This window comes from Devosia crocina, assembly GCF_900116545.1.
GTDB lineage: Bacteria > Pseudomonadota > Alphaproteobacteria > Rhizobiales > Devosiaceae > Devosia > Devosia crocina.
Window position 1 is genome coordinate 1,375,711 of record NZ_FPCK01000001.1, and the last position, 21,176, is coordinate 1,396,886.

Annotated in this window: 30 protein-coding genes; 12 read left to right on the forward strand and 18 right to left on the reverse strand. The window is 61.0% G+C overall.

Translation table 11 applies throughout. The features are described 5' to 3' along the window. The first annotated feature begins 256 nt into the window (after positions 1-256). The 5 genes from BM364_RS06595 to BM364_RS06615 all read left to right on the forward strand — a co-directional run bounded on the left by BM364_RS06595 (position 257) and on the right by BM364_RS06615 (position 3,139). Complete coding sequence (locus BM364_RS06595) at positions 257-1,318, forward strand: hypothetical protein (RefSeq protein ID WP_092422519.1); 1,062 nt, start codon at positions 257-259, stop codon at positions 1,316-1,318. Positions 1,319-1,407: 89 nt separating this feature from the next. Further along, positions 1,408-1,662, forward strand: coding sequence for a DUF7940 domain-containing protein (locus BM364_RS06600; protein ID WP_092422522.1), 255 nt, complete (start codon positions 1,408-1,410; stop codon positions 1,660-1,662). After that, on the forward strand, positions 1,655-2,125 hold the full coding sequence (locus tag BM364_RS06605; RefSeq protein WP_175528487.1) for a lysozyme: 471 nt from the start codon (positions 1,655-1,657) through the stop codon (positions 2,123-2,125). Before BM364_RS06600 ends, BM364_RS06605 begins: the two co-directional genes overlap by 8 nt. Next, positions 2,122-2,553: a hypothetical protein gene (locus BM364_RS06610; protein WP_092422525.1), complete on the forward strand. Its 432-nt coding sequence runs from the start codon at positions 2,122-2,124 to the stop codon at positions 2,551-2,553. Before BM364_RS06605 ends, BM364_RS06610 begins: the two co-directional genes overlap by 4 nt. Positions 2,554-2,788: 235 nt before the next feature. Further along, on the forward strand, positions 2,789-3,139 hold the full coding sequence (locus tag BM364_RS06615; RefSeq protein WP_092422528.1) for a DUF6107 family protein: 351 nt from the start codon (positions 2,789-2,791) through the stop codon (positions 3,137-3,139). A 389-nt stretch (positions 3,140-3,528) separates the two neighbouring features. Here BM364_RS06615 and BM364_RS06620 read toward each other — a convergent pair whose 3' ends face one another. The 12 genes from BM364_RS06620 to BM364_RS06670 all read right to left on the reverse strand — a co-directional run bounded on the left by BM364_RS06620 (position 3,529) and on the right by BM364_RS06670 (position 10,624). Next, positions 3,529-3,996 (reverse strand): hypothetical protein, encoded by a 468-nt coding sequence (locus BM364_RS06620; protein WP_092422531.1) that lies wholly within the window; start codon positions 3,994-3,996, stop codon positions 3,529-3,531. Further along, complete coding sequence (locus tag BM364_RS06625) at positions 3,989-4,891, reverse strand: hypothetical protein (RefSeq protein ID WP_139232515.1); 903 nt, start codon at positions 4,889-4,891, stop codon at positions 3,989-3,991. The genes BM364_RS06620 and BM364_RS06625 overlap by 8 nt, the downstream gene beginning before the upstream one ends. Continuing rightward, positions 4,888-5,376: a DUF1643 domain-containing protein gene (locus BM364_RS06630; protein WP_092422537.1), complete on the reverse strand. Its 489-nt coding sequence runs from the start codon at positions 5,374-5,376 to the stop codon at positions 4,888-4,890. Before BM364_RS06630 ends, BM364_RS06625 begins: the two co-directional genes overlap by 4 nt. Continuing rightward, entirely contained in the window at positions 5,373-5,954 is a 582-nt protein-coding gene (locus BM364_RS06635) for a hypothetical protein (protein ID WP_092422540.1), read from the reverse strand. The genes BM364_RS06630 and BM364_RS06635 overlap by 4 nt, the downstream gene beginning before the upstream one ends. Further along, on the reverse strand, positions 5,951-6,301 hold the full coding sequence (locus BM364_RS06640; RefSeq protein WP_139232516.1) for a hypothetical protein: 351 nt from the start codon (positions 6,299-6,301) through the stop codon (positions 5,951-5,953). Before BM364_RS06640 ends, BM364_RS06635 begins: the two co-directional genes overlap by 4 nt. A gap of 8 nt (positions 6,302-6,309) precedes the next feature. Further along, entirely contained in the window at positions 6,310-6,855 is a 546-nt protein-coding gene (locus tag BM364_RS06645; protein WP_175528488.1) for a 3'-5' exonuclease, read from the reverse strand. Next, the gene (locus BM364_RS18405; protein ID WP_175528489.1) at positions 6,848-7,102 is read right to left on the reverse strand and encodes a hypothetical protein; all 255 of its coding nucleotides are present in this window, start codon (positions 7,100-7,102) and stop codon (positions 6,848-6,850) included. The genes BM364_RS06645 and BM364_RS18405 overlap by 8 nt, the downstream gene beginning before the upstream one ends. A 65-nt stretch (positions 7,103-7,167) precedes the next feature. Beyond that, complete coding sequence (locus BM364_RS06650; protein ID WP_175528490.1) at positions 7,168-7,527, reverse strand: HNH endonuclease; 360 nt, start codon at positions 7,525-7,527, stop codon at positions 7,168-7,170. Beyond that, the gene (locus tag BM364_RS06655; RefSeq protein ID WP_092422552.1) at positions 7,524-8,105 is read right to left on the reverse strand and encodes a sulfotransferase family protein; all 582 of its coding nucleotides are present in this window, start codon (positions 8,103-8,105) and stop codon (positions 7,524-7,526) included. The genes BM364_RS06650 and BM364_RS06655 overlap by 4 nt, the downstream gene beginning before the upstream one ends. After that, positions 8,102-8,416, reverse strand: a complete 315-nt coding sequence (locus BM364_RS06660; RefSeq protein WP_210186390.1) for a hypothetical protein — start codon at positions 8,414-8,416, stop codon at positions 8,102-8,104. Before BM364_RS06660 ends, BM364_RS06655 begins: the two co-directional genes overlap by 4 nt. Then, positions 8,416-9,093, reverse strand: a complete 678-nt coding sequence (locus BM364_RS06665) for a hypothetical protein (protein ID WP_092422555.1) — start codon at positions 9,091-9,093, stop codon at positions 8,416-8,418. Before BM364_RS06665 ends, BM364_RS06660 begins: the two co-directional genes overlap by 1 nt. 337 nt (positions 9,094-9,430) lie before the next feature. After that, entirely contained in the window at positions 9,431-10,624 is a 1,194-nt protein-coding gene (locus BM364_RS06670; protein WP_210186391.1) for a multidrug effflux MFS transporter, read from the reverse strand. A gap of 379 nt (positions 10,625-11,003) precedes the next feature. Here BM364_RS06670 and BM364_RS06675 point away from each other — a divergent pair, with 379 nt between their 5' ends. Then, entirely contained in the window at positions 11,004-11,672 is a 669-nt protein-coding gene (locus BM364_RS06675) for a hypothetical protein (protein WP_092422558.1), read from the forward strand. Then, positions 11,669-12,196 carry a hypothetical protein gene (locus BM364_RS06680; protein ID WP_092422561.1) on the forward strand — a complete coding sequence of 176 codons (528 nt, stop codon included), beginning with the start codon at positions 11,669-11,671 and terminating at the stop codon, positions 12,194-12,196. The genes BM364_RS06675 and BM364_RS06680 overlap by 4 nt, the downstream gene beginning before the upstream one ends. 91 nt (positions 12,197-12,287) lie before the next feature. Here BM364_RS06680 and BM364_RS18765 read toward each other — a convergent pair whose 3' ends face one another. Beyond that, positions 12,288-12,416, reverse strand: coding sequence for a hypothetical protein (locus tag BM364_RS18765; protein ID WP_280140627.1), 129 nt, complete (start codon positions 12,414-12,416; stop codon positions 12,288-12,290). 128 nt (positions 12,417-12,544) lie between these two features. Between BM364_RS18765 and BM364_RS06685 the strand changes: the two genes are divergently transcribed. The 5 genes from BM364_RS06685 to BM364_RS06705 all read left to right on the forward strand — a co-directional run bounded on the left by BM364_RS06685 (position 12,545) and on the right by BM364_RS06705 (position 15,702). Continuing rightward, positions 12,545-12,781 (forward strand): hypothetical protein, encoded by a 237-nt coding sequence (locus tag BM364_RS06685; protein ID WP_092422564.1) that lies wholly within the window; start codon positions 12,545-12,547, stop codon positions 12,779-12,781. Between the two features lie 173 nt (positions 12,782-12,954). Then, positions 12,955-13,176, forward strand: a complete 222-nt coding sequence (locus BM364_RS06690; RefSeq protein ID WP_092422567.1) for a hypothetical protein — start codon at positions 12,955-12,957, stop codon at positions 13,174-13,176. A gap of 143 nt (positions 13,177-13,319) precedes the next feature. Next, positions 13,320-13,979: a 5-oxoprolinase subunit B family protein gene (locus tag BM364_RS06695; RefSeq protein WP_092422570.1), complete on the forward strand. Its 660-nt coding sequence runs from the start codon at positions 13,320-13,322 to the stop codon at positions 13,977-13,979. Further along, positions 13,979-14,881, forward strand: coding sequence for a 5-oxoprolinase subunit C family protein (locus BM364_RS06700; RefSeq protein WP_175528491.1), 903 nt, complete (start codon positions 13,979-13,981; stop codon positions 14,879-14,881). Before BM364_RS06695 ends, BM364_RS06700 begins: the two co-directional genes overlap by 1 nt. Beyond that, the gene (locus tag BM364_RS06705; protein ID WP_092422576.1) at positions 14,878-15,702 is read left to right on the forward strand and encodes a LamB/YcsF family protein; all 825 of its coding nucleotides are present in this window, start codon (positions 14,878-14,880) and stop codon (positions 15,700-15,702) included. The genes BM364_RS06700 and BM364_RS06705 overlap by 4 nt, the downstream gene beginning before the upstream one ends. Positions 15,703-15,863: 161 nt before the next feature. Here BM364_RS06705 and BM364_RS06710 read toward each other — a convergent pair whose 3' ends face one another. The 5 genes from BM364_RS06710 to BM364_RS06730 form a co-directional block, all read right to left on the reverse strand. Next, positions 15,864-16,616 (reverse strand): ABC transporter ATP-binding protein, encoded by a 753-nt coding sequence (locus BM364_RS06710; RefSeq protein ID WP_244542833.1) that lies wholly within the window; start codon positions 16,614-16,616, stop codon positions 15,864-15,866. Positions 16,617-16,630: 14 nt separating this feature from the next. Next, a complete protein-coding gene (locus BM364_RS06715) occupies positions 16,631-17,395 on the reverse strand; it encodes an ABC transporter ATP-binding protein (RefSeq protein ID WP_092422582.1) in 765 nt (254 codons plus the stop codon). An 11-nt stretch (positions 17,396-17,406) separates the two neighbouring features. Next, the gene (locus BM364_RS06720; RefSeq protein WP_092422584.1) at positions 17,407-18,549 is read right to left on the reverse strand and encodes a branched-chain amino acid ABC transporter permease; all 1,143 of its coding nucleotides are present in this window, start codon (positions 18,547-18,549) and stop codon (positions 17,407-17,409) included. A gap of 1 nt (position 18,550) precedes the next feature. Beyond that, a complete protein-coding gene (locus tag BM364_RS06725) occupies positions 18,551-19,582 on the reverse strand; it encodes a branched-chain amino acid ABC transporter permease (protein WP_092422587.1) in 1,032 nt (343 codons plus the stop codon). A 161-nt stretch (positions 19,583-19,743) separates the two neighbouring features. Further along, the gene (locus BM364_RS06730; protein ID WP_092422590.1) at positions 19,744-21,102 is read right to left on the reverse strand and encodes a substrate-binding protein; all 1,359 of its coding nucleotides are present in this window, start codon (positions 21,100-21,102) and stop codon (positions 19,744-19,746) included. Positions 21,103-21,176: the final 74 nt, after the last annotated feature.

Sequence of the window (21,176 nt, forward strand, 5' to 3'; positions counted from 1 at the left end):
CTTCAAGTGTGTCGTCAGACCCAGATTTTCTAGCATCTTACGGACCTCCTGCGGCGAAGGGAAGTTTGCGGAACCAGGCCGAATTTGGCGCTTCAGCGCATTGACAGTTGCAAGCGGCTCCGGCGCCGCGGGGGCTCGAAATGCGGCCAAGAGGGAGGAGGGGGTGCTGATCAGTGATCCCGAATTGTCGCGGTGGCTGCGGAGCATGCTACCGGCTAGGATGTACTAATCTGTAGTTCTGCGGGGAGGGTAAATTATGAGCGAGGAATCGGGGAATTCTAAGTCGCTTATCAGTTTCAACGATGTTTTCGGCCTAGGCAAAGTTGCTAGTTCGCCAGCAGCTGCTGAAGTGGTGAAAGGAATTACGGCGGGCATTTATGCGCTGTATGAGCCAGCGCACCAGTATCTCCTGACGCGAACGGTTGGGGCGGCGAAACGAGCCGTGGCAGTTAAGGACGCCGAAGCCGCTTCCAAGATCGCCAGTCTCTATCGAAATAATCCAGAGATCGCCGAGGCCACTCAGGCGAGGATTTTAGGACTTGAGTTCGTTCGCACCGAGCGCATTGCGGAGGCCGCTGCGCGAGCAACTCATTATGCCAATGCTGTTGACGATGAGCAGGACGTGCACCCTATACATCCTGATTATGCGATCGAGTGGATGGAGAGCGTAAAGGATGTGTCCGACGATGCCTTGGTCGACATCTTTGCTAAGCTGCTCGCAAACGCGACACAGCAGAAGTCTGGTCGAGTACCTAAGCCTGTTCAGGATCTCGTACGACGAATGGATGCCACCGGCGCAAACCTCTTTGTGCACGTGATGCGGTGCGCCACGGTAGTTCGTCCAGCACCCTTTGCAGCTGTAATAGCAAGTGCAGGCGTTGATGATGTCGAATCGCAACTTGGTCTGCTTCGAGATATTGGTGCGATCGAATTCGCGGCGAGCATGAATTTTAGGCTGCCCTTCCTGAATGCGGATGTAAGCCGCGCTATGAGCCCGGACTACCAACTCCCCCCCTCAACGATCCAGTTGACGGAGACAGGGAGGCTTTTGCACAACTACCTTATGCCAACAACCACTGGGGTGGGTGATACCAGCTTGCTGTTTGAAACTCCGGATCTCTGGTTCTCCACCGATGGCGTTTTTGAACTGAGGTTTGACGGTTTCTCAATCCCAGTGCTTCCGAAGACTGAACCCATGCGGAAGCCGCTATTTGATGATCTTCCAGTCCAAAGTGACCATCGCTTGTTTCCACTCCTGTCGGTGTGGCAGCAGGAAGGGAGACTGGGGCAGCCAACGAAAACACAGCCGTCTTCGTGATGGAACTAAACGGCCCCTTCCTACTTTAGCGCAATCGGGCTATGTTCGCTGAAAGCGCATGAACGTGCTGTTCCACAAGGACAGTGTTCATGGCCCGACTTCCACAAATAGCGAAGCCCGAGTTGGCTGCCGATTGGCAGGCAGTGCTTCGGCACGCGTGGAGCATCCGCCTTATGGCGGTGGCCGCATTGCTCTCGTTCCTCGAGGTGGTGTTGCCCCTGATCGGCGGCCATCTTCCTTTTCCCCCTGTGGTGACAGCACTGCTCATCGGCCTTGCAACGGCCGGCGCCTTTGTCGCGCGCCTTGTGGCGCAGAAGGACCTCAAGGGAGATCGAGATGAGTAAGACCTGGAAGCGCGGGGCGATGGCCCTGGCGCTGGTTGTTTCGTTTGTCGGCGGCTGGGAAGGCATGCGCACCACGGCCTATCGCGACATCGTTGGCGTTCCGACCATCTGCTTTGGGGAAACCCGCGGCGTAAAGATGGGCGATACCGCTACCGTCGAAGAGTGCAAGACCATGCTGGGCGACGGCATTGTCGAGTTCGCAGCAGCGGTGGACAAGTGCCTGACTGTCGAGGATCGGCTGCCCCACAAGACCTATGCGGCCTTCGTGTCTCTCTCCTACAATATCGGCACAGGCGCCTTCTGCCGCAGCACTCTCGTTCGCAAGGCGAACCTGGGTGACTTCCTCGGCGCCTGCGACCAGCTCCTGGTCTGGAATCGCGCCGGCGGCAAGGTGGTGCAGGGCCTCGTCAATCGTCGCAAGGCGGAGCACGCAATGTGTCTCGAGGGGCTAGCAGGTAAATGATCGGCCTCCTCGCCCGTATTGCTCCCGGCACCGTCCTAGCCCTTGGCCTTGTCCTCGGCGCCGTGCCGGCCGGAACGGGCGGGTGGCTCCTGCGCGGTGTCATGTTCGACTGGTTCGAGCGGCCCGCCATCATCCGGACGCAGCAAGAGCTGTGCACAGGTCAGGTGCAATCCGCAGCCGCGGAAGCTCGTGCAGACGAGCAGCTGCGTCTGTTCCGTGCCAGCGAGCGTGCCACTGAAAGTTTCATTCGCGAAAGCCAGCGCATCGAGCAGGACCGCCAGGCGGCCCTCGACATTCTGCAGCAGGAGGTTGACCGCTATGCAGCGGAACTGGTCGAAAAAGATCGGGTTTGCGGCCTCGATGCTCGCGATCTTGAGTTTCTCGGGGTGCTCCCCAAGCCAGCAGGCACGCCAAGCGGCGGCCGCTGATCTCGGGCGAACCTCGGCAAAGATCATTCTGCCCGTGTGGCCCGGCGAGTGCCGTCAGCAGATCCCGCATGCGTCAGCGGGGCTCGGCGACTCGCCAGTGGTGGTTTTGCGGCGCGAACGCGCCCAGCTCGACCAGGCCAACGGGCGGATCGCGCTTTGCGCAACGCACTACGACACCATCAAGCGCGGCATCGAAGAAGGTCCGTGACGCATGAGCACCCAAGAGGCGGCTTCAATGGACTTATCGATCTGGGCGGCGAAATTCTTCGGCGCCGTCGTCGGCGTGCTGATCAGCATGGTGATGGTGGCACCCAAGAGCACGGCCAACGGGCTCTACCGAATCCTCTTGGCCCCGGTGGCCGGCGTGATCTTTGCGCCAGGCGTGCAGGGCATCTTCTGGTTCCTGCAAGGCTCAACGCTTGAGCACTATATGGCGGCAAGCTGCTTTGCCGGCTTCTCGGCCTGGTTTGTGCTGGAATTTACGGCTCGCATGCTGTCCAGCGATGAATGGCTGACACGGCTGCTGGAAGAGGTCCTTCGCCTCAAGGGCAAGGGACCAACGGACAAAGCGCCGCCCTCTGCATAGTAGATCAGCCGCGACCGACCCCCAAGATGTCGCGGCTTGTTCTGTTTCTGTTCTCGTCGTAGGACTCCGGCCCTCGTGCAGATCGAGGCGCACCATGAGCATGACACCCAGCCGCCGGACCATCGAGGCAATGACGCTCGGTGGCATGGCAACAGATAACCGAACCATCATCGTCAAGTGCGGCAGCTGCCGGCGGACGCGGATATTTCTAACCGCCGACCTGGTGAAGGTTTACGGGGAAAGTCAAAGCCCGCACACGCTGTTTCGGGATTGCTCGATATGCGGGCGGCCGACACGCAAGGGCTTCGGCTTCCCCAACAGGGGTGACAGGATTTGTCGCCCCTCGGTCAAGAAGGTCTGGAAGTGGCATGAGGAGGCTTACGAGCCTGTCAGGTCAGGACCCGATCTAGATAAACCCGATTCTTGAACGGCTCGTGTGTGTCGATCCAGCCGAGCGGCTTGGCATTCGTGCCGAGCACGATGGCCCAGGAGCCCTCATGGGTTTCGAGCTCGGCCGGCTCCATGTCCTCCACGCCGGATGGGGCAGTGTCCATCGGGTGCAGCTCGAAAGTGAATTGCGGACGTGGTGGGTGGCGAGCTTCCTCGGCCATCATGTCGAGCGCTTCCTTGGTCCAGTATTCCCAGACCGCTCCCAGTCCTCCGCACTCGCTGCAGCCGATACCGATGTAGCATTTGAGAACGTCGCTATAGGCGTAGTGCCCGGTCTCGTAGCCTTCGTTGGTCTCGTGGCATCCGGTACAGGGCTGCCAGACGCCGCAGGCCTCGTTGGCGGCCGCTTCGCGCAGCTGCTCGGTGATTTGCGTGCGCTGGTATTGCCATGCGGTCTTGTCAGGCATGCTTACCCTCCTCAATGGAGAGGGAGAGGGCTGCAAAGGCCTCCTGAGGCGTGCTCCCGGTGGCGATAACGTCCCATTCCCGATCATTGATGCCGCCGGTTTCGCGCCAGATCACCCACTTGCCATGGGTCGGCAAATCGTCGTCGTCTCCATAGACCTTTTCGTGAAAACCGAGACTGTGATTGGTGTGCTTAGCGAACACTTCAAGGCCCTCCACCACCGGTGTGGAAGAGCGTGAGGGGTGGGATAGGGCGAAGTCGATCAGACGACCGACCTCTCGCACCGTCACCGTGACGCCGTAGCCCATGGCAAGATTCCCATACGCATAATCACCCAAGACATAGCCAGCGAGCATTAGGTGTTCGGCAGATAGGCGCTCGTTATGGGATGCTTCCCAATCGGGCAGCTTCACCATCTTTCCTGCCCACGCCGCCGGCTCTGCCGCTACGGGTTCCAAGGCTGAAAGGGCGGCAGCGACGAGCTCGCGAGCGTCAGTGTCATCCAGATGAAAATCTAACTCATCGGCTTTCATCATGGCCGCTTGGACCATCTCATCGGTCACCCTCACGCCCCCTTGAGCGCGATGCTCTTTGAGTTCGGTGGAGCCGATGGCTTCTTTGGCGTCGCTTTCGAGGCGTCGAAGGATTTGCTTGGCAGCGACTGCGCTCGGGTCACCACCCACCCGGAAGCCCATTGCTCGCTCAATATCCACCAGCACGGTAGCGACGGTCTCTGGGGCGGTTCCGGGCTTGCTGATCCTACCTTTCGCATCGAATAGACGCGCCTCAAGGCTCTGCACCTCGATCTCGAAATCAATGGCTGGATCGGGGTGATGATCGAAACGGCCGAGCTGCATCTCATCTATCCGCTCTACGGGAATAGGTTCTTTGGTCATTGGATTGGCTCCGGTTCGAGATCTTTGCGCAGATAAAGGGGGTGGCCCGGGTGACCGTCGGCGGTCAGTTTCAAAGCCATAGGCTTGCGGTGGCTGAGGCGATCGAGCACCGCGCGCCCACGGGCTTGATATGCACCATGGACGCCCCAGCCGCAGACGATGGCTGCGGCCTGGTTGGCGATGGTGTCTAGCCAGTCATCGTTCTCAGGCCCGATCGGGTCAGGCGCGGAATAGAGGCCCTTGGGGTCGGTGGAGCGGAAGGCAAAGATGTTACCGATCAGTAGGCCGCCGAAGCCCCAGTGCTTGGCATAGGAGATGCAGCGCCGAATGGTCGGGTCGTTGTTCTCCTCGTCTGCGGTGGACGGGTTGAGCATGATGAAGGCCACCTGGGCGCCGTCGCCCCAGCGGCGTTCAAGGCGATAGCGCCAAGTGCGGCATGGGGAGAAGGTCGCGGGATCTGCAACGGGGGTGAAGAGGTCGTTCATCCCCGATGTTCCTGAGGGGGATGTTCAATCAGGTCGCGGGCGATGGTTTCGACAAGAGAAAGATAGTCGCTTCCCATAATGCCGATGTCGCGGAGGGCATGCGCTGAAATCCAGGTAGCACGACGGCTAAATCCGCGTCGGTGGTCTTCGCCACTATCTTGGAATCGCACCAGCTTGCTGAAGTCGTATGGGTGGCGCTCGATGATCGTTACAAGTCGAAATAGGTCTACGACGTCCCCAGCCATGTCGAGAGACAAGGGGCCGGGCACCGCGCTCATGGCCATGAACCCATCAAGATCCCGCTTAATCGGATGCCTTCGTGCCCAGGCCTCTCGAGGCCGCTTGCGCTTGGGTTGCAGATCGAGAGGGAGCAACGCGCTTTCTGCGCCAACTGCACGGATCAGGCGCTCCTTGACCTCTCCAAGTAGGCGCTCAGCGTTGTAGGCTCGCTGATAAAGATGGTCGGCCAGTGCAGACGCCCTCTCGGCAGCGGCCTTAGCCTCTTCCAGTTCAGCATTCGCCTGCGCCACAGCTTCGCGCGCAGCACGGCGCTTGTTGCGTCCAAAACGAGCGGTCATGCTGCGTCCTCGTTTGCGGCGTGCATGGGGTTTGGGCGCTGGTTGATGACCGCCATCATCCTGAGGTGGCCGCCCGGCTGGCGCACCGAGAGGATAGCCGTGCGAGAGGGCTGGTAGTTTTCGAAGGCGTAGACGGCGGCAATCAGGCGGGGATCGGGAACGACGTGAATAGTGCGCGCGCCGCCGCTCTTGCTGATGTTCTCGGCCTGGACGATGTCGCACGCGTCGAGCATGTCACGGAGGCTGACGCCTTCAAGCGAACCCAGCTCGTGGTCGGGATTGATCTCGCTGGCGATGTATCGGTCAGCGATGGCGCCGACAATCTCGAGCGCGCGATCGAGGGTCATGGGGGCGGTCATGTTAGCTTCACCCCCGCGGCGTCCATGAGATCAGCGCGGCGCGCATAGCACTCCATGACCACGCCGATCTGGTCGCGCACGTCCTCGATCGCGATGTGCGATGGCGTCGTCTTGCGCGTGAAAATGGCGAAATCGGTCAAGGTGCGCATGTCGCGCGGGGTGCGGTAGTGCCATGGCGCTTCCTGCCCAAAGGCGCGGTAGGCAGCTTCCAGAATGACCAGATCGAAGGAGGGAGGCTTGGCCCAGACGCGTTCAGGCTGGTGCTGCTTGATGAGCTGGGCGAAGCCGTCGAGCGCGTCGCGCAGGGGCATGGTGCCCGTGAAGGCAGCGGAGCGGGCCTCCTCGCTCTGCTCCATCCACCAGGCGACGGTCTTGATGTCGATCGCCATGCCTGGAGCCAAGGCAGTGGCCGGGTCGATGTTGGCCTGAAATTCTTCGCCCCAAGCTTGCGTTTCTGCGTCGAAGGCGATCGCGGCTATGCTCAAGATAGGGCTGCCGGCGGTGGTGCCGAGGGTTTCAATGTCGACCATGATGTCACGCATCAGGCGGTTCTCCAGATTCGGTAAGTTGGTGCCACCGTTCCAAGACCTTGTTGAAGGTCTCGGTGGTGGCAGCCTGCCAGTTGGCAAGGTTGGGCTCGCGTCCGTCAGCGATGGCGACGTCCATTGCCATGGCACAGGCTGTCCGGACGCTGTGATGAACGACGACAGTGAACGCCTGATCGGCAGGTAGGCCGAGGCCCTGCAGCATGTCGGCCGCATCGATGATTTCAGTTCGCATCTGCTGCATTACGCGCTCGACCGGAACTCGGAGCTCGGGCGGGATGCTGAACGGGGGAGGTAGCTCGGGGGGACTCATGGACGGCACCTCAGGACACGTCGAACGCGGCTGACGAAGTGCGACACCTTGATCTTGAACAGCTGGTTCCGGATGCGCTTTACCAGTTGCCGGTGACGCTTGAACTCCTCAAACGTCGGCATGCGGTGGCCCTTCCACCTATTGCAGTGGCTATGGGCCAAAGCCCAGTTGAGGATGTGGTGGGCACCGCCCTGGGCGCGCGGCACGACATGGTCGATGGTGGCTTCGGCCCGGCGCAGGTAGTGGTTGCAGATCAGGCAGACCGAGCCCTGAACTGAGTAAAGAAAGTTGACCACTTCCCAGCGCGATAGCGTGCCGAGCTCGTTGGCGAAATAGATGCCGGGGGCGTAGGTCATGCCGCACCGTCCAGGAGCGACAGCTCGAGCATGTCTGGCAGGCATGCGCCGGATCTTGGAACGACGACACGCGCCATCGCGCCTACATCAAGCCAGAGCGGCGCCACGAAAGCCGCAATGGTGCTTGCAGCACCCTCCGGATGGGTGATCAGATGCTCAAAGGTCAGGCGCAGGACGGGAATGGGCAAGGTCGACAGGAGGCGGTGGCACGTCGCGGTGTCGCTGCGTAGCAAACGCTCCAAACCCTTGGCCTGCTGCCGATTGACTGCACGGCCAGCTGCAATCCGTAGGAACTTTGCCTGGCTCTTTGCCTGTTCACGCATATCTCGCGCAAGCCAGATGATACGCTGATCGGGTAGTCCCAAAAGGTGCGGCCGGATCCGATGGGGGTCTAGCACCTTCACGGCGCCGGTCTGGGTTTTGAGCCAGGCTTCGGTGATGCTGTCTGGAGTGGCACGATCGACCTCGAAGTCTGGGTATCTACCGACGGAAGGCATTCCGCCGGCCGCCAGCATCTGCATGGTAAGGCTGGAGCCGCAGCGGCCGAGGCCGGTGACGATGATGCGGGAGGGGGTCAAGGCGCGATCTTCCCGCCGGCTACGTCCACCCCAAGTCGGGTGAGCTCTGCCGTCCAGTGTTCGCGCACCTCCTCAGAGCAATGCGCCATGGCATCAATCCAGGTCGGCCAGCGGCCGTCGTTCTTGGCGTAGAACGAATACTGGTAGTGCAGGGATTGGGCGTTGTGCGGCTGTGCGGGATCGTGCTTCACCCCGCACTCCTGGCAGGTGTCCGCCGGCGGTGGCAGGATGTTGAAGGAAACTGTATCGGTCGCGGTGACCTTGCCGGTTTCCATGTCGACGGTCTGGCGCTTAAAGGGGAGCTGGGTCATCAGTAGTCCCCCCGCCCGATGACGACGTTGTCCTCGTCGATCTCTATGATCGTTTGGGCGGCGTAGTAGGCGCGCAGACGCTGGGCCAGGCCATAGATCGGCCCATAGTGCTGGGTGTTCTTGATGTCGCGCTTGTCGACGGTCAGGGCGCTGATCGTCCCGTTGCTGCTAACAAGCAGCCGGTGTCTCGTCTCGTACTTTTGGCGATCCTCGTAGTGGGTCTGCTCATCAAGAGAGATCCATGTGCCGCCATAGTCCGAGCGCTCGACAATGACGGTGATCAGATCACCCCAAGCCTCGTTATCGTGCTCCTTGAGCATCTCCTCGGCGATCTTTGAGAGCTTGATCGTTTTCGGCGCGAGCTTGAGAAGCGCATCCACATCCTCAGCCAAGCGACCAGCAACTAGTTCGGCCACTCGTGCTTCGATTTGGGCCTTCAACATCGTCGCGACGACTTGCCCGTAGGAGGGTAGGTCGAGACCGGGCACTTCGAGGGCCTCTTCCACTTTTTCCTGAATGAGCTTGCCGGTCTTGCTGTAGGAGCGCAGTGCGCTATCGACAGCATCGGTCACCAGTCTGGCGACCCGAGCTTCAACTTCTTTCTCGACAAACGCGGCATCGAGTTTTGCGGCCACTGCCTTGCTGATAGCGTCGCCCAGGTTCAGATTGTCCGTCATCTCACACCCCGCCGACGAGCGTGAGTGCGGTCAGACAGAGCCGATTTTTGGACGGCCAACTGTGCAACAAACTGTGTAACACAGCATGTCTGAAATGCCCGGATCCACTGGGGGTGCAGTGGGAACTCGAATCCCTCCCCACCCGCCAATGGCTTGATCGAAAATGCCCGCTTTTCGTTGTGTGTTCCACTCCTCTTGACCTTTCGCAGCGGGCATTTGCCATGTGCTGGGTAAGAAACTGGTTGAGGACGAGGCCGCGCCGATGCGCCGACAGTGCGATATCGAAGCCTATGCGCACGGCCTGCAACATGATGACAGCTGCAGTCGCCACAATCGCCTAGATCGAAACGGGTTTAGGACTTTCGAGATTTCGGGCGAGTAGGGCTGCGCAGAGGGCGGCTGCGGCCGAGGCGAGCATCACTACGAATAGGCCAGGCCGGGCGTTCTCTTCGGTCAAAACCGCGCCCGCGAACGCAGCCATGATGGAAGCTCCCGCCACCGTGATCGCACCGGCCAAGCCGGCAGCACTTCCCGTCTGGTTCGGACGCACGGACATCGCACCAACATTGGCGCTCGGTTGCGTCAGGCCGTTCGAAACGCCAACAAACAGGCAGGGCCCAAACAAGGCCAGCACATGCCAGACGCCGGCGAAATGGAGTGCCAGACCGAACAGAAGACCAGCGCAGGCCAGGATCCTTCCAGCAACCAACAAGGTCGTCGATCCTATCTTGCCGGCCAGCCGCCCGGCGAGAAAGCTGCCGGCCATGAAACCACCGGTGATCGATCCCATGTAAAGACCGAGAATCGCGGGCGACAAATCGAAGGCGGAAGCTGCCAGCGGGGCACCGGCCAGGAAGGCATAAAAGGCACCCACCGAGAAAGCCATGCAGACGCAGTACGCCCAGAAACGCTTCGAGCCGAGGAGTTCGGGATAGGCCCGATACTGTTCGGCTATTGTGCTGTGTGGGGTGTCGTTGGTTTCCGTCAAGTCGGTCCAGCACAAGATCAAAACCACACCCCCGAGGACCGCCAGGGCATAGAAGCTGGATCTCCAACCGAACGCCTGATCCAGTAGTCCACCCAGGGTTGGCCCAAGCATTGGCGCCAAGGCCCAGGCCATGGCCAGGTAGCCAAACTGGGCTGCTGCCTGATCCCTGCTGGTAGTATCGCGAATGACGGCAAGCGATACCGCATATGTCGGAGCAATTATGGCTTGTACCATTCGACAGGCAAGAAAAGTGTCCGCATCGGGTGCCATGGCGCAGCCGATCGTCGCGACAATGAATATCGCCAGCGCCCACAGGACGATCGGACGGCGACCGAGCCGGTCGGACAGGGGACCAAGAACCAGTTGAAGGCATGCCGACACTGCGGCGTATGCCGCCAGGGACAGACCCATCAATCCGTAGGGGACATCGAACTCGCTGGCCATGGCCGGCAGCGAGGGTAGAAAGAAGTTGATGGGTAGAATGGCGAGTGCTGACACGAGGATCAGCGTCGAAAGCCGTGGCTTGGAGGATGCAGTTCGCACAATGATGACCGCTGAGCATGAAGGGTGAACAGGCAATAAAAAAGCCCCGCTTGGGGCTGAATTTACCGCGCATGGGTGCTTTCGCCTGGCAGCTATGCTGCCGTGCCCATGCGCCGACCTACTACGACAAAGCTGTTCCCGATCTTCATGCAGCGATTGGTAGGCCGTGATTTGTCGCTGGTCAACAGATGACGGGCATCGGGCCGGGCCACAGATTCAAGAATGCCATCGCGCTTCGTGCCGTCGAGCTGGCCTCTGCCGCGCCCTGCGCCGAAGAAGTTTAAAGGTCCAGCAGCGGGAACTCGGGGCGGCTTCGGGCAATAGATATACGCTGCGCAGTTCACTACGCCGTCCAATATAGACAAGAAGGGAGATTTTGATGGGATATGCCCAGGAAATGGCAGGTCGGTTGCCGCCGGGAATGGTTCTGCCGTCCGAATTCCGTGAGGCCTTCGATTGGATGGAAGCCCAGGACTTCTTCATGCCAAGCGGAGCTTTTCCGGGCGACAAGCTGGGTCTGTTGGGATCGGAGGACGATGTCCAGGCGGGCCTCATCACCGCGATCTTGTTCCGGGTCGCTACACCGCAACAGGCGCGAGACGATGGCAGGGCCTGGTTCGGCGATGTCGTTCGCAACATCGAAGAGAGGCTTGTTCCTTTCGCGCGCACGGGAAGCGATGGATCCCATGCCGCTTTCTGGCTCGACGACGAGGGCACTCAGCGGATCGTGCATCTGGGGTCGGAGGGGCTTGTGTGCCTGCTCGGCCAGACGCCGCTCGACTTTTTGCGGCTTCTCGCGATCGGCTACGAGGAGATCAGCGACGAAGGGTTGAGCCAGCCAACCGCTCCGCCTCGCAGATCCGGCCGCAATCTGGCCTTCCGCGCCTGGGTGAGCGACCGCTTCGGCGTAGTGATACCCGAAACGGCAGCGCAGATATTGGGGGACGTTCCGGGCGAATTCGACGAGAGTTCCGAGGACCCGTTCTGGTGCTGGGTTCGCAAGCAGCAGAACGCGCGCGACAACCAGGAAGCGGGAGACATATCATGATCGAGCTTTTCGCCGGAATAGTCCAACTGCAGTACGGGCAGGCCTATGTCGAACTGGATGGTGCGTTCGACGGCAATATGGAAAACAGCTTCATCGGGCAGAGCAATGGGCTATGTGGCGCAGCAGCGTCCGAAATTCTGTTCCTGGTCACCGGTCTTCACACCGGCCCAGTTGGCCTGACGGTAAACCTGTTCGATGCTGCGCCAGAGCTCGATCAGGAGTGGGAAGAGGTCGTTGAGGTGTCGTTTCGTGCACCGCGAGGCGAGATCACCCTGATGGAATGGGGTGCTGATCAAGGCGTGCGTATAGCCGTGCCGAGCGGCGAGTACAGGGCGCGGTGTTATGGCGTCGACATGGAGGAGGCCAACGCGCTCGACACCAATATCACCGAGGTACCAGTGGATCGCTATCGCCTCGATCTCTGGCTTGCGCCCTCCGCGCCCGACCGTGTCATCAAGCAGACCTCGGAAGTGGCAGCCTATTGGCACGATTGGGCCGGCACATTGGCGAGCCCTGAGCGGTAAGCATGGCGGCTGGCTTGATCAGTGTGACAGGGAGCACACTCGTTGCTTGGCTGGCCGAGCCCGAGGAGCATTCCGGTCTGCGTCAGGCGCGTCAGACTTGATCCTGCCCGTCCTGCTCGCCACGATGGCGATTTCGATAGATGCCGCGGGCCATGAAGGCGCCGCTGAGTGCGACCGCGAGGCAGACGACGCCGAGGAGGAAAAAGGGGAGAGAATCCATGCAGACCAACTTCTCCGGAGAGGATGCCAGAAGGGTTCAAGACCAGCGGGGCGCCCCTGTCGATCTGCAAATTGACGCACCGGGCGACTAGGGCTAGAGCGGGTGCTGCAAGCAAAGTGGAGACTGGCATGAGCCGCAAGGAATTTGACGCATCGCGCATGCGGCGCATGAAGCGCCTTGCGGCACGCTATGGTCTGACCATTTTGACTTCGGAAAAGATCAAGACACTGGGACAGCCCGGCGGCCATGCGCTGCGGCACGACGAAACTTTTGCGATCGTCTATGGTGATGTGCCCAAACCATTTTCGGCAACGATCGACGACATCGAGGCCTATCTCGACAAGCTCGAGGCCGGGGAAGAGTAAGAGAGGCTGACGCTTCTGGCAATCGCTCGAATGTCCCGGCATGGAACTTTCCGTTATTTATTCCGTAACGGGAATCGTCTCACACTGGTTGTGTTAGGCACTGGGGACGGATGACGTTTCTCTGAAACGCTCGACAGCCCCAGGTTCTTGGATCGCGTTTTCGGATCAGAGAAGTGGTTCTCACTTTTCCCGAAAGCGCTCTACTGGAGGCGCGTACCGTGTTTACCCTGATCAACGCTGACGCCGACGAAGACGACGCCGAAATCACCGATCCCCAGGAAATCGCAGAATTGTTTGCGGCCATTGCGGCCGTGGCAATCGAAACCATCGGCGCAGGCCAGGTTCGCGAACTGTTTGAAGCGGTGGTTGAGCAGGAGGGTCGCGATCCCAATTAGTGCCAGTACTCCGTTTGTTGATGGGCGTCGCTTTTTCTGACGCCTGATTTGCCGGCCCTGCGCCGCACCTCCAATTCGCCTTGACGGGGCAGAGCGAGTCCGCAAGGACTCGGCTCCGGCAGGGTAGCGAGACCGGAGGGGGTATGGCCGGCCAGATTTCCATTTCGCACGATCGTCCAATGATCCAGGCGCTGGGCGACAGCGCGCTTGTGGTGCGCTTCGGCAACCGACTGGACGATGTGGCGAACCGAAGGGCTGTCGCCTTTGCCCGCGCCGCGCAGCAGGCTAAAATGGGCGGCGTGATCGAGGTGGTGCCGAGCCTGGTTTCGGTTCTCGTGCGCTACGATTCGTCCAGCACGCGCTTTGCAGATATTGCAGGTGAAATCCGGCTTATCGTTCATGGCTTGGGTCAGGATAGCGAGGGCCGGGAGCATCTGGTGCGCGTGCGCTTCGATGGGGCGGATCTGGCGGAGGTCTGCGAAACGCTGGCGCTCTCGCGGGAGAGGTTTGCCGCGCGACACAATGAGGCGCCGCTTCGGGTGCTCGCGACGGGTTTTGCCCCCGGCTTCATTTATTGTGGTTTCCACGGTGAGGGCATGGTGGTGCCGCGGCGCAGCGCCGTTCGGCCGGTGGTGCCGGCGGGAGCTGTGCTTTTTGCGGCGGGACAAACGGCGATTGCTGCCACCGACATTCCGACAGGTTGGCATGTGATCGGCAGGTCGGATCTGCGCAATTTCGAGCTTGGAGCCTCTCCGCCCACTGCAGTGCGGGCGGGCGATACAATCCGGTTCGAGACATGGTGATGGCGGCGCGGATCAGGATCGATCGGAGCGGGCCGATAACGAGCGTGCAGGATAGCGGCCGTTTCGGTCAGCTCGAACTTGGCATCAGCGCCTCGGGGCCGATGGATCGCGTCGCTTTCGGCGAGGCGGGGCCTCTAGCTGGAGACGGGGCGGGCGCAGGAATCGAGTTTTCGATGCTGGGGATCGCGTTTTCGGTGCTCGAAGGCGAGGTTTCGGTGGGCTGGGCAGGGGGACAATTCGCTGTTGCGGTGAATGAGACGGCGCAGGCTTGGCCGGGCAATGGACTTCTGAGAGCGGGCGACCAGCTGACGATTTTGCCCGGACCGGCGGGAAATTACGGCTATGTGCGGTTTGCGGGCGAACTCGACATCGCGCCGGTGCTCGGAAGCCGCGCAACGAATTTGAGGGCGCGTATCGGAGGGTTGGGTGGGCGGGTGCTTGAGGCAGGAGACGAGATCGGAATCCTGGGAAATGGCGCGGTGCCTTTGGTCGACGATGTAGCAGAGGTGGTGGAGGGGCCGATCCGCTTTATCTGGGGATTGCATGCGGAGATTTTCTCCGATGCGGTGCGGCAGATGTTCGTCACCGAACGGTTTCGGGTCACCTCGATGATGGACCGCATGGGCGTCAGGCTGCGTGACGAAGCGGGCGTGTTCGGTACGGCCGGGATCCTGTCGCTCGTGTCCGATCCCGTGGTGTGCGGGGACATCCAGGTCCTTGGCGACGGTACCCCGATCGTGCTGGGACGGGACCATCAGCCGACCGGGGGTTATCCGCGGATCGGGACCGTGATTTCTGCCGATCTTGACCGGTTCTTCCAGCTCAGGCCCAATAGCGAAGTTGCTTTCGCGCCGGTACGCCTCGAGCATGCGCAGGCGCTGCTGCGGGGTGGGACGGTATGAACAGCATCGATCTTAATGCCGATCTTGGCGAAGGCATGGGCACGGACGAGGATCTGCTCAAAATCGTGTCGAGCGCTTCGATCGCCTGCGGCGGGCACGCCGGAGATGCCGGAACGATCCGGCATGTGCTTAAACTGTGCAAGGCGCGTGGGGTGCGGGCGGGCGCTCATCCGGGCTATGCGGACAAACCGCGCTTCGGACGGTTCAGGCTGATCCTGCCACTCGAGCAACTGATCGGGCAGGTGCGGAACCAGATGTTTCTGATCCGGCATATTGCGAGCGAGGTCGATGTGCCGCTCGCCTATGTGAAGCTGCATGGAGCGCTGGCGAACCAGACGGCTGAAGAGCGCGCCATGGCAGTTGCGGTGTTTGCCGCCGTGCAGGCCATGGATCCGAAAATGGCGGTGCTGGCGCTCGAAAATAGTGAGCAGGTGCGGGCGGCCAAGGCCGTGGGCGCGCCGTTGATCCGAGAGGCCTATGCCGACCGAGCTTATACGGGCGAGGGACTCCTCGTGCCCCGCACGGCGGAAGGCGCGGTCATAGAGGATGTCGAAGCGGTGATCGCGCGCTGCCTGCGGTTGGCGATGTCGGGTGAAATCGTGGCAATCGATGGGACGGTGCTGAAGTCGAAGGCGCGCTCGATCTGCTTGCATGGGGATACGCCGGGCGCTGTGGACCTAGCGCGCGAGGTGCGGGATGTGCTGGAAGGCGAAGGCGTGACCATTGCCGTCAGCGAACCTGAGGGGGACATACCCTGGACCCTCCAAAGGGGAGAGGGTGAAATCGGCATCATGCCTTTAGATTCGAAGGATCCAGGGTAGTTCAGAGGCCGGAGGGCCAATTCTTTTCGCACCCACGATGTCATTCCCGCGAAAGCGGGAATCTCGGTGGCGGGGGATTCCCGCTTTCGCGGGATTACGTGGTGTTTTCTCACTGACCGGCTGTCACTGAGAGGGTGGGAGATCCGCGAACAGACAGGCGATCAGATCGCCAGGTATTCGTGCCGCAGTTCGGCGTTATCGAGCACCTCCTTGGCGGTGCCGGCAAAGACCACTTCGCCCGTGTCGAGGATGACGGCCCGATCAGCGAGCTTGAGGGCGGCGACAGCGTTTTGTTCGACGATGATGGTCGTGATGCCCATGGGTTTGATGGAGTGGAGGATGCGCTCGATCTCCTGAACGATGACGGGGGCCAAGCCCTCATAGGGCTCGTCGAGCAGCAGCAATTTAAGATCGCGGGCCAGGGCGCGGGCGATGGCGAGCATCTGCTGCTCGCCGCCAGAAAGGGTGACACCTTCCTGGGTGCGGCGCTCGGCAAGGCGTGGAAAGCTTTCGTAGATTTGTTCAAGGCTCCAGCCATTTCCAGGAGAAACCTTGGCGAGGGCGATGTTTTCCTCGACCGTCAGGCCTTGAATGATGCGGCGGTCTTCGGGGACGAGCTGGATGCCGGCACGAGCGGCTTCGAAACTCTTCATCTGGTGGACGGGCAGGCCATCGAGCCAAATCTCACCCTGCCGCATCTGGGGATTGTCGGTGCGGGCAATGGTGCGCAGCGTCGAGGTTTTGCCCGCGCCATTGCGGCCCAGAAGGGCGAGGATTTCGCCTTTGCGGATATCGAGCGAGACGCCCTGGACGATATAGCTTTCGCCGTAATAGGCGTGCATGTCGCGCACCGAGAAGAAGGGACGCGTGGTATCGTGTGTCGCAGCGTGGCTGACGGTCGTTTCCGATGTCATGGCGATGGCACTCATCAATGCGCCCCTCCGAGATAGGCTTCCTGGACCTTGGGATTGCCGCGAACGTCGTCGGGCGAGCCATCGGCGATGATGCGGCCCTGGGCGAGCACGGAAATCTTATCGGCCAGCGAGAAGACGACGTGCATGTCGTGCTCGATGATGACCTTGGTCATGCCGCGGCTCTTGATTTTCTTGAGAAGCTCGATGGTGGTGTTGGTGTCGTGACGGCTCATGCCGGCGGTTGGCTCGTCGAGGAGCAAGAGGCGCGGGTGCTGGATGAGGCACATGGCCAATTCCATGCGGCGCTTATCGCCTCGGCTCAAGCTGCCGGCGAGCATATCGCGCCGATTGATCATGCCCACATCTTCGAGCATGTGCTCAGCTTCGGCGCGAATGCCGGTTTCGCTATCGAGCGAACGGAGCATGTTGAGGGTGAACATGCCGTCGCGCTTGGCGAGGGCCGGAATCATGACATTGTGGAGGACGGACAGGTCGGCGAAAATCTCGGGCGTCTGGAAGACACGGGCAATGCCGAGCTGGTTGATCTGGAAGGGTTTGCGGCCGGTGAGCACAGTGCCATCGAACACGACCTGGCCGCTCGATGGCGGGAGCTTGCCGATGATGACGTTGAGCAGGGTGGATTTGCCGGCTCCGTTAGGCCCGATAATGGCGTGTGTCTTGCCCTCTTCCACCTGAAGGTCGATGTCGGCGAGGGCGTGAAGTCCCCCGAAGCGCTTGTGAACATCTGCGACGTGCAGGACGACATTTGGTTGTGCCATTTTCGTTCGTCCTATTCTGCAGGTTGGGTGCGGGCGCTGGGCTTGGCGCTTGAGGAGCCGGAGCGGCGGAACAGCGCTGCCAGCCGGCGCACGCCTTCCATGATGCCGCCGGGCAGGAAGATCACGATGATCACGAAAACAAGGCCCAGTGTAAGGTGCCAGCCATCGCCCACGAACTTGCTGGTGACCTTGACCACTACATCGGCCACGCCGTCGGGCAGGAAGCTCCAGAAGCGAGCGAGGATGTTGTCGTTGAGCGCGGACAGAATGTTTTCGAAATATTTGATGATCCAGGCGCCGATCACCGGGCCGACAAGGGTGCCGACGCCGCCGAGGATGGTCATGAGCACGACCTCGCCGGATGCGGTCCACTGCATACGCTCGGCACCGGCAAGCGGATCGGTGACGGCAAGCAGGGCACCGGCAAGACCGGCATACATGCCCGAGATAACGAAGGCCGACAGCGCATAGGGGCGGGTGTTGAAGCCGGTGAACTGCATGCGGGTCTGATTGGACTTGATGGCCTTGAGCATCATGCCGAAGGGTGAGCCGGCAATGCGCTGGGCGATGAAGAACGACAGGATGAGGAAGCCGGCGCAGAAGTAGAATCCGGCATAGCCCGACATCTGCTGGCCAAGAAGGGTGGGCACCGGCTGGCCGGCAAAGCCCTGACCCATGGCGGCATCGAGGACGCGCGGGTCGTTGATGGTCAGCTGAAGGCCGGTTTCGCCATTGGTGATAGGCGTCAAAACCGAATAGGCAAGGTTGTAGCTCATTTGCGCGAAGGCCAGCGTCAGGATCGAGAAGTAGATGCCGGAGCGGCGAAGGCACAAGAAGCCGATCAGCAGGGCGAAAAGGCCCGAGATCAGGACGGCGAAGATCATGGCCGGGATGGCGTCGAGCGTCAAAAGCTTGAACGACCAGACGGCGGCATAGGAGCCCACGCCGAAAAAGGCGGCATGGCCGAAGCTGAGATAGCCGGTGAGGCCAAAGAGGATGTTGAAGCCGACAGCGAAGATGCCGAAGATCATGAAGCGCTGCAGCAGATCGGGGTAACCGGCGCCGAACGGAGCCAGCCAGATCGGCATGGTCAGGACCACGGCGGTGAAGCCGAGAAGAAGAAAGAGGTCGTTGCGGGGCATGAGATTGTTCATGTCAGGACTCCATCACACCGCGCCGGCCCATGAGCCCACGGGGGCGGACCAGGAGAATGACGACGGCCACGAGGTAGATGATGATCTGGTCAATGCCGGGGATGATGGCCTTGACCTGGTTCATGGATGCAAAGCTTTGCAGGATGCCGAGGAGAAAACCTGCGGCGACGGCGCCGGGCAGGGAACCCATGCCACCCACGACCACCACCACGAAGGAAAGGACAAGGAAGTCCATGCCCAGGTGGTAATTGGGTGGGAGGAGGGGCGTGTACATGACCCCGGCCATGCCGGCGACGACGGCGGCAAGGCCGAACATGATGGTGAAGCGACGATCAATATTGATGCCCAGGAGACCGACGGTCTCGCGATCCGCCATGCCGGCGCGGACCACCATTCCGAAGGTGGTGAATTGAAGGAACGCGAATACGCCGCCAATCACGACACCGGCGAAAACGAAATAGATCAGGCGCCAGAGCGGATAGGTGATGACATTGGCCTGCATGCCGAGGAAGGCGCCGATATCGGCCGCGCCACGCAGATCAGTAGGCATGGGCTGGGGAATAGGGTTGGGCCCGAAGATCGACTTGATAACCTCCTGCGCCACGATGGCGAGACCGAAAGTGACAAGGATCTGTTCTGCATGGGGGCGTTTGTAGAAGTGCTTGATGATACCGCGCTCGAGCGCAATGCCCACCAGAAGCATGATCGGAATGGTGATCAGGATCGAGAGCGGCACGGAATAATTGACGAGCACCGCGCCGAAATCGCCCAGCCAGGCCTGGACCAGTGGCTCGCGCACCTCGAGCGGCGTGCCCCAGGGTGATAGGCGTTCGGGATCGACGGTGACGGTTTCCATGGTGAGGAACATGCGCACGGTAACGGCGCAAAAGGCGCCGAGCATAAAGAGGGCGCCATGGGCGAAGTTGACGACGCCAAGGGTGCCGAACACCAGCGTTAGGCCAAGGGCGATCAGGGCATAGGCCGCGCCTTTATCGAGCCCGTTGAGGAATTGCAGAAAGATGACTTCAAACATCGGATGCTCCGGGGCGACCGAAAGAATAGTAGCCTGATGGTGAGCCCGTCGAAGCCAAGATGCGTGGCACGACAGGCTCTGGAGGCACGACCTCGTCCTTCGACGGGCTCAGGATGAGGTCTGCTGAGGAAAGACTGCCCCGCTCGCGGGGCAGCTACCGATCAAGCGCACATCGGGACCGGTTCGGCCGGGCCGAGATCGCCACCGAAAATGCTCGGGTCGTAGGTGGTGACGTCGCGATCGACTTCCTGGACCACGTTGAGCACGTCGAACTCGCTGGTGGGGCTTTCATTGCCCTGGACGACGAGGATCGACTTCATGCACTGGTGGTCTTCGGCGCGATAAAGCGTGCGACCATTGCCCATGCCGTCGAATTCGAAGCCTTCCAGCGCCTTGATGACTTCGGGCGGATAGAAGGTGCCGGCGCGCTCGACAGCGTCTGCATAAAGCAGGGCCTGGACATAGGCGGTGTGCGCGGCCTGCGAAGGCGGCGTGCCATAGGCAGCGCCGAAGGACTTGGTGAAGGCGACCGAGCCGGGGTCCTGCAGATTCCAGTGCCAGTTCGACGTGCCAAAAATGCCTTTGACGCTTTCGCCTGCACCCTTGGCCATGAGTTCGGAAATCAGCGGGGTGACGATCTGGAAGTCCTTGCCGTTGGCCTGGCGGTCACGCATGCCGAACTGCACGGCCTGGGTGAGAGAGTTCACCATGTCGAGGCCGTAGTGATTGAGGATCAGCACATCGGCGCCGGAGTTAAGGATCGGCGTCAGATATTGGGAATAGTCGGTGGCGCCGAGCGGGGTGCGGACGGCGGCGACGGTTTCCCAGCCCAGGGCTTCGGTGGCTTCCTTCATCGATTCTTCCTGGGTCCAGCCCCAGGTGTAGTCGGCGGTCAGGTGGTAGGCGCGACGGTCGGCGCCGTATTCCTGGCCAAGCACGGGACCAAGGCCGATGCCGGACTGGTAGGCATTGAAGAAGTGGCGGAAGCCGTAGCGGCGCTTGTCCTTGCCCGTGGTGTCGTTGGAATGGGTCAGGCCCGCCATGAAGATGACGCCCATTTCCTGACAGAGGCCCTGAACGGCGATGGCTTCGCCCGAGGACGAACCGCCGGTGATCATGATGGCGCCATCGCGCTCGATCATGCGGGTAGCGCCGGCGCGGGCCACGTCGGACTTGGTCTGGCTGTCCGAGGATACGAAGGCGACCTTCTTGCCCAGGATGCCATTGCCCTTCAGCGCCGAGGGAGTGAGCACATTGAGAAGGCCGCCGTCGCCCTCGCCATTGAGGTGAGCGATGGCGAGCTCATAGGCCTTCTGCTCGTCCGCGCCTTCTTCGGCATAGGTGCCGGTCAGGGGCAGGTTTAGGCCGAAAGTGACGGTATCGCCGGTGGGATTGTTGCAGAACTCCTGGGCCCAGGCGCCCTTGGTGAAAACGAGAGGGGCGACGCCCGAGCCGATAATGCCGGCAAGGCCGGTCTGCAGGACACGGCGTCGCGACACGCCACGCTTGAAAATAGTCATTGGTCTCCTCCTTTGCCGAAGGGCTTTGGTGCTTTGCCAATGCCTCAGCGGTGACCAATATTTGCCGCAATTGA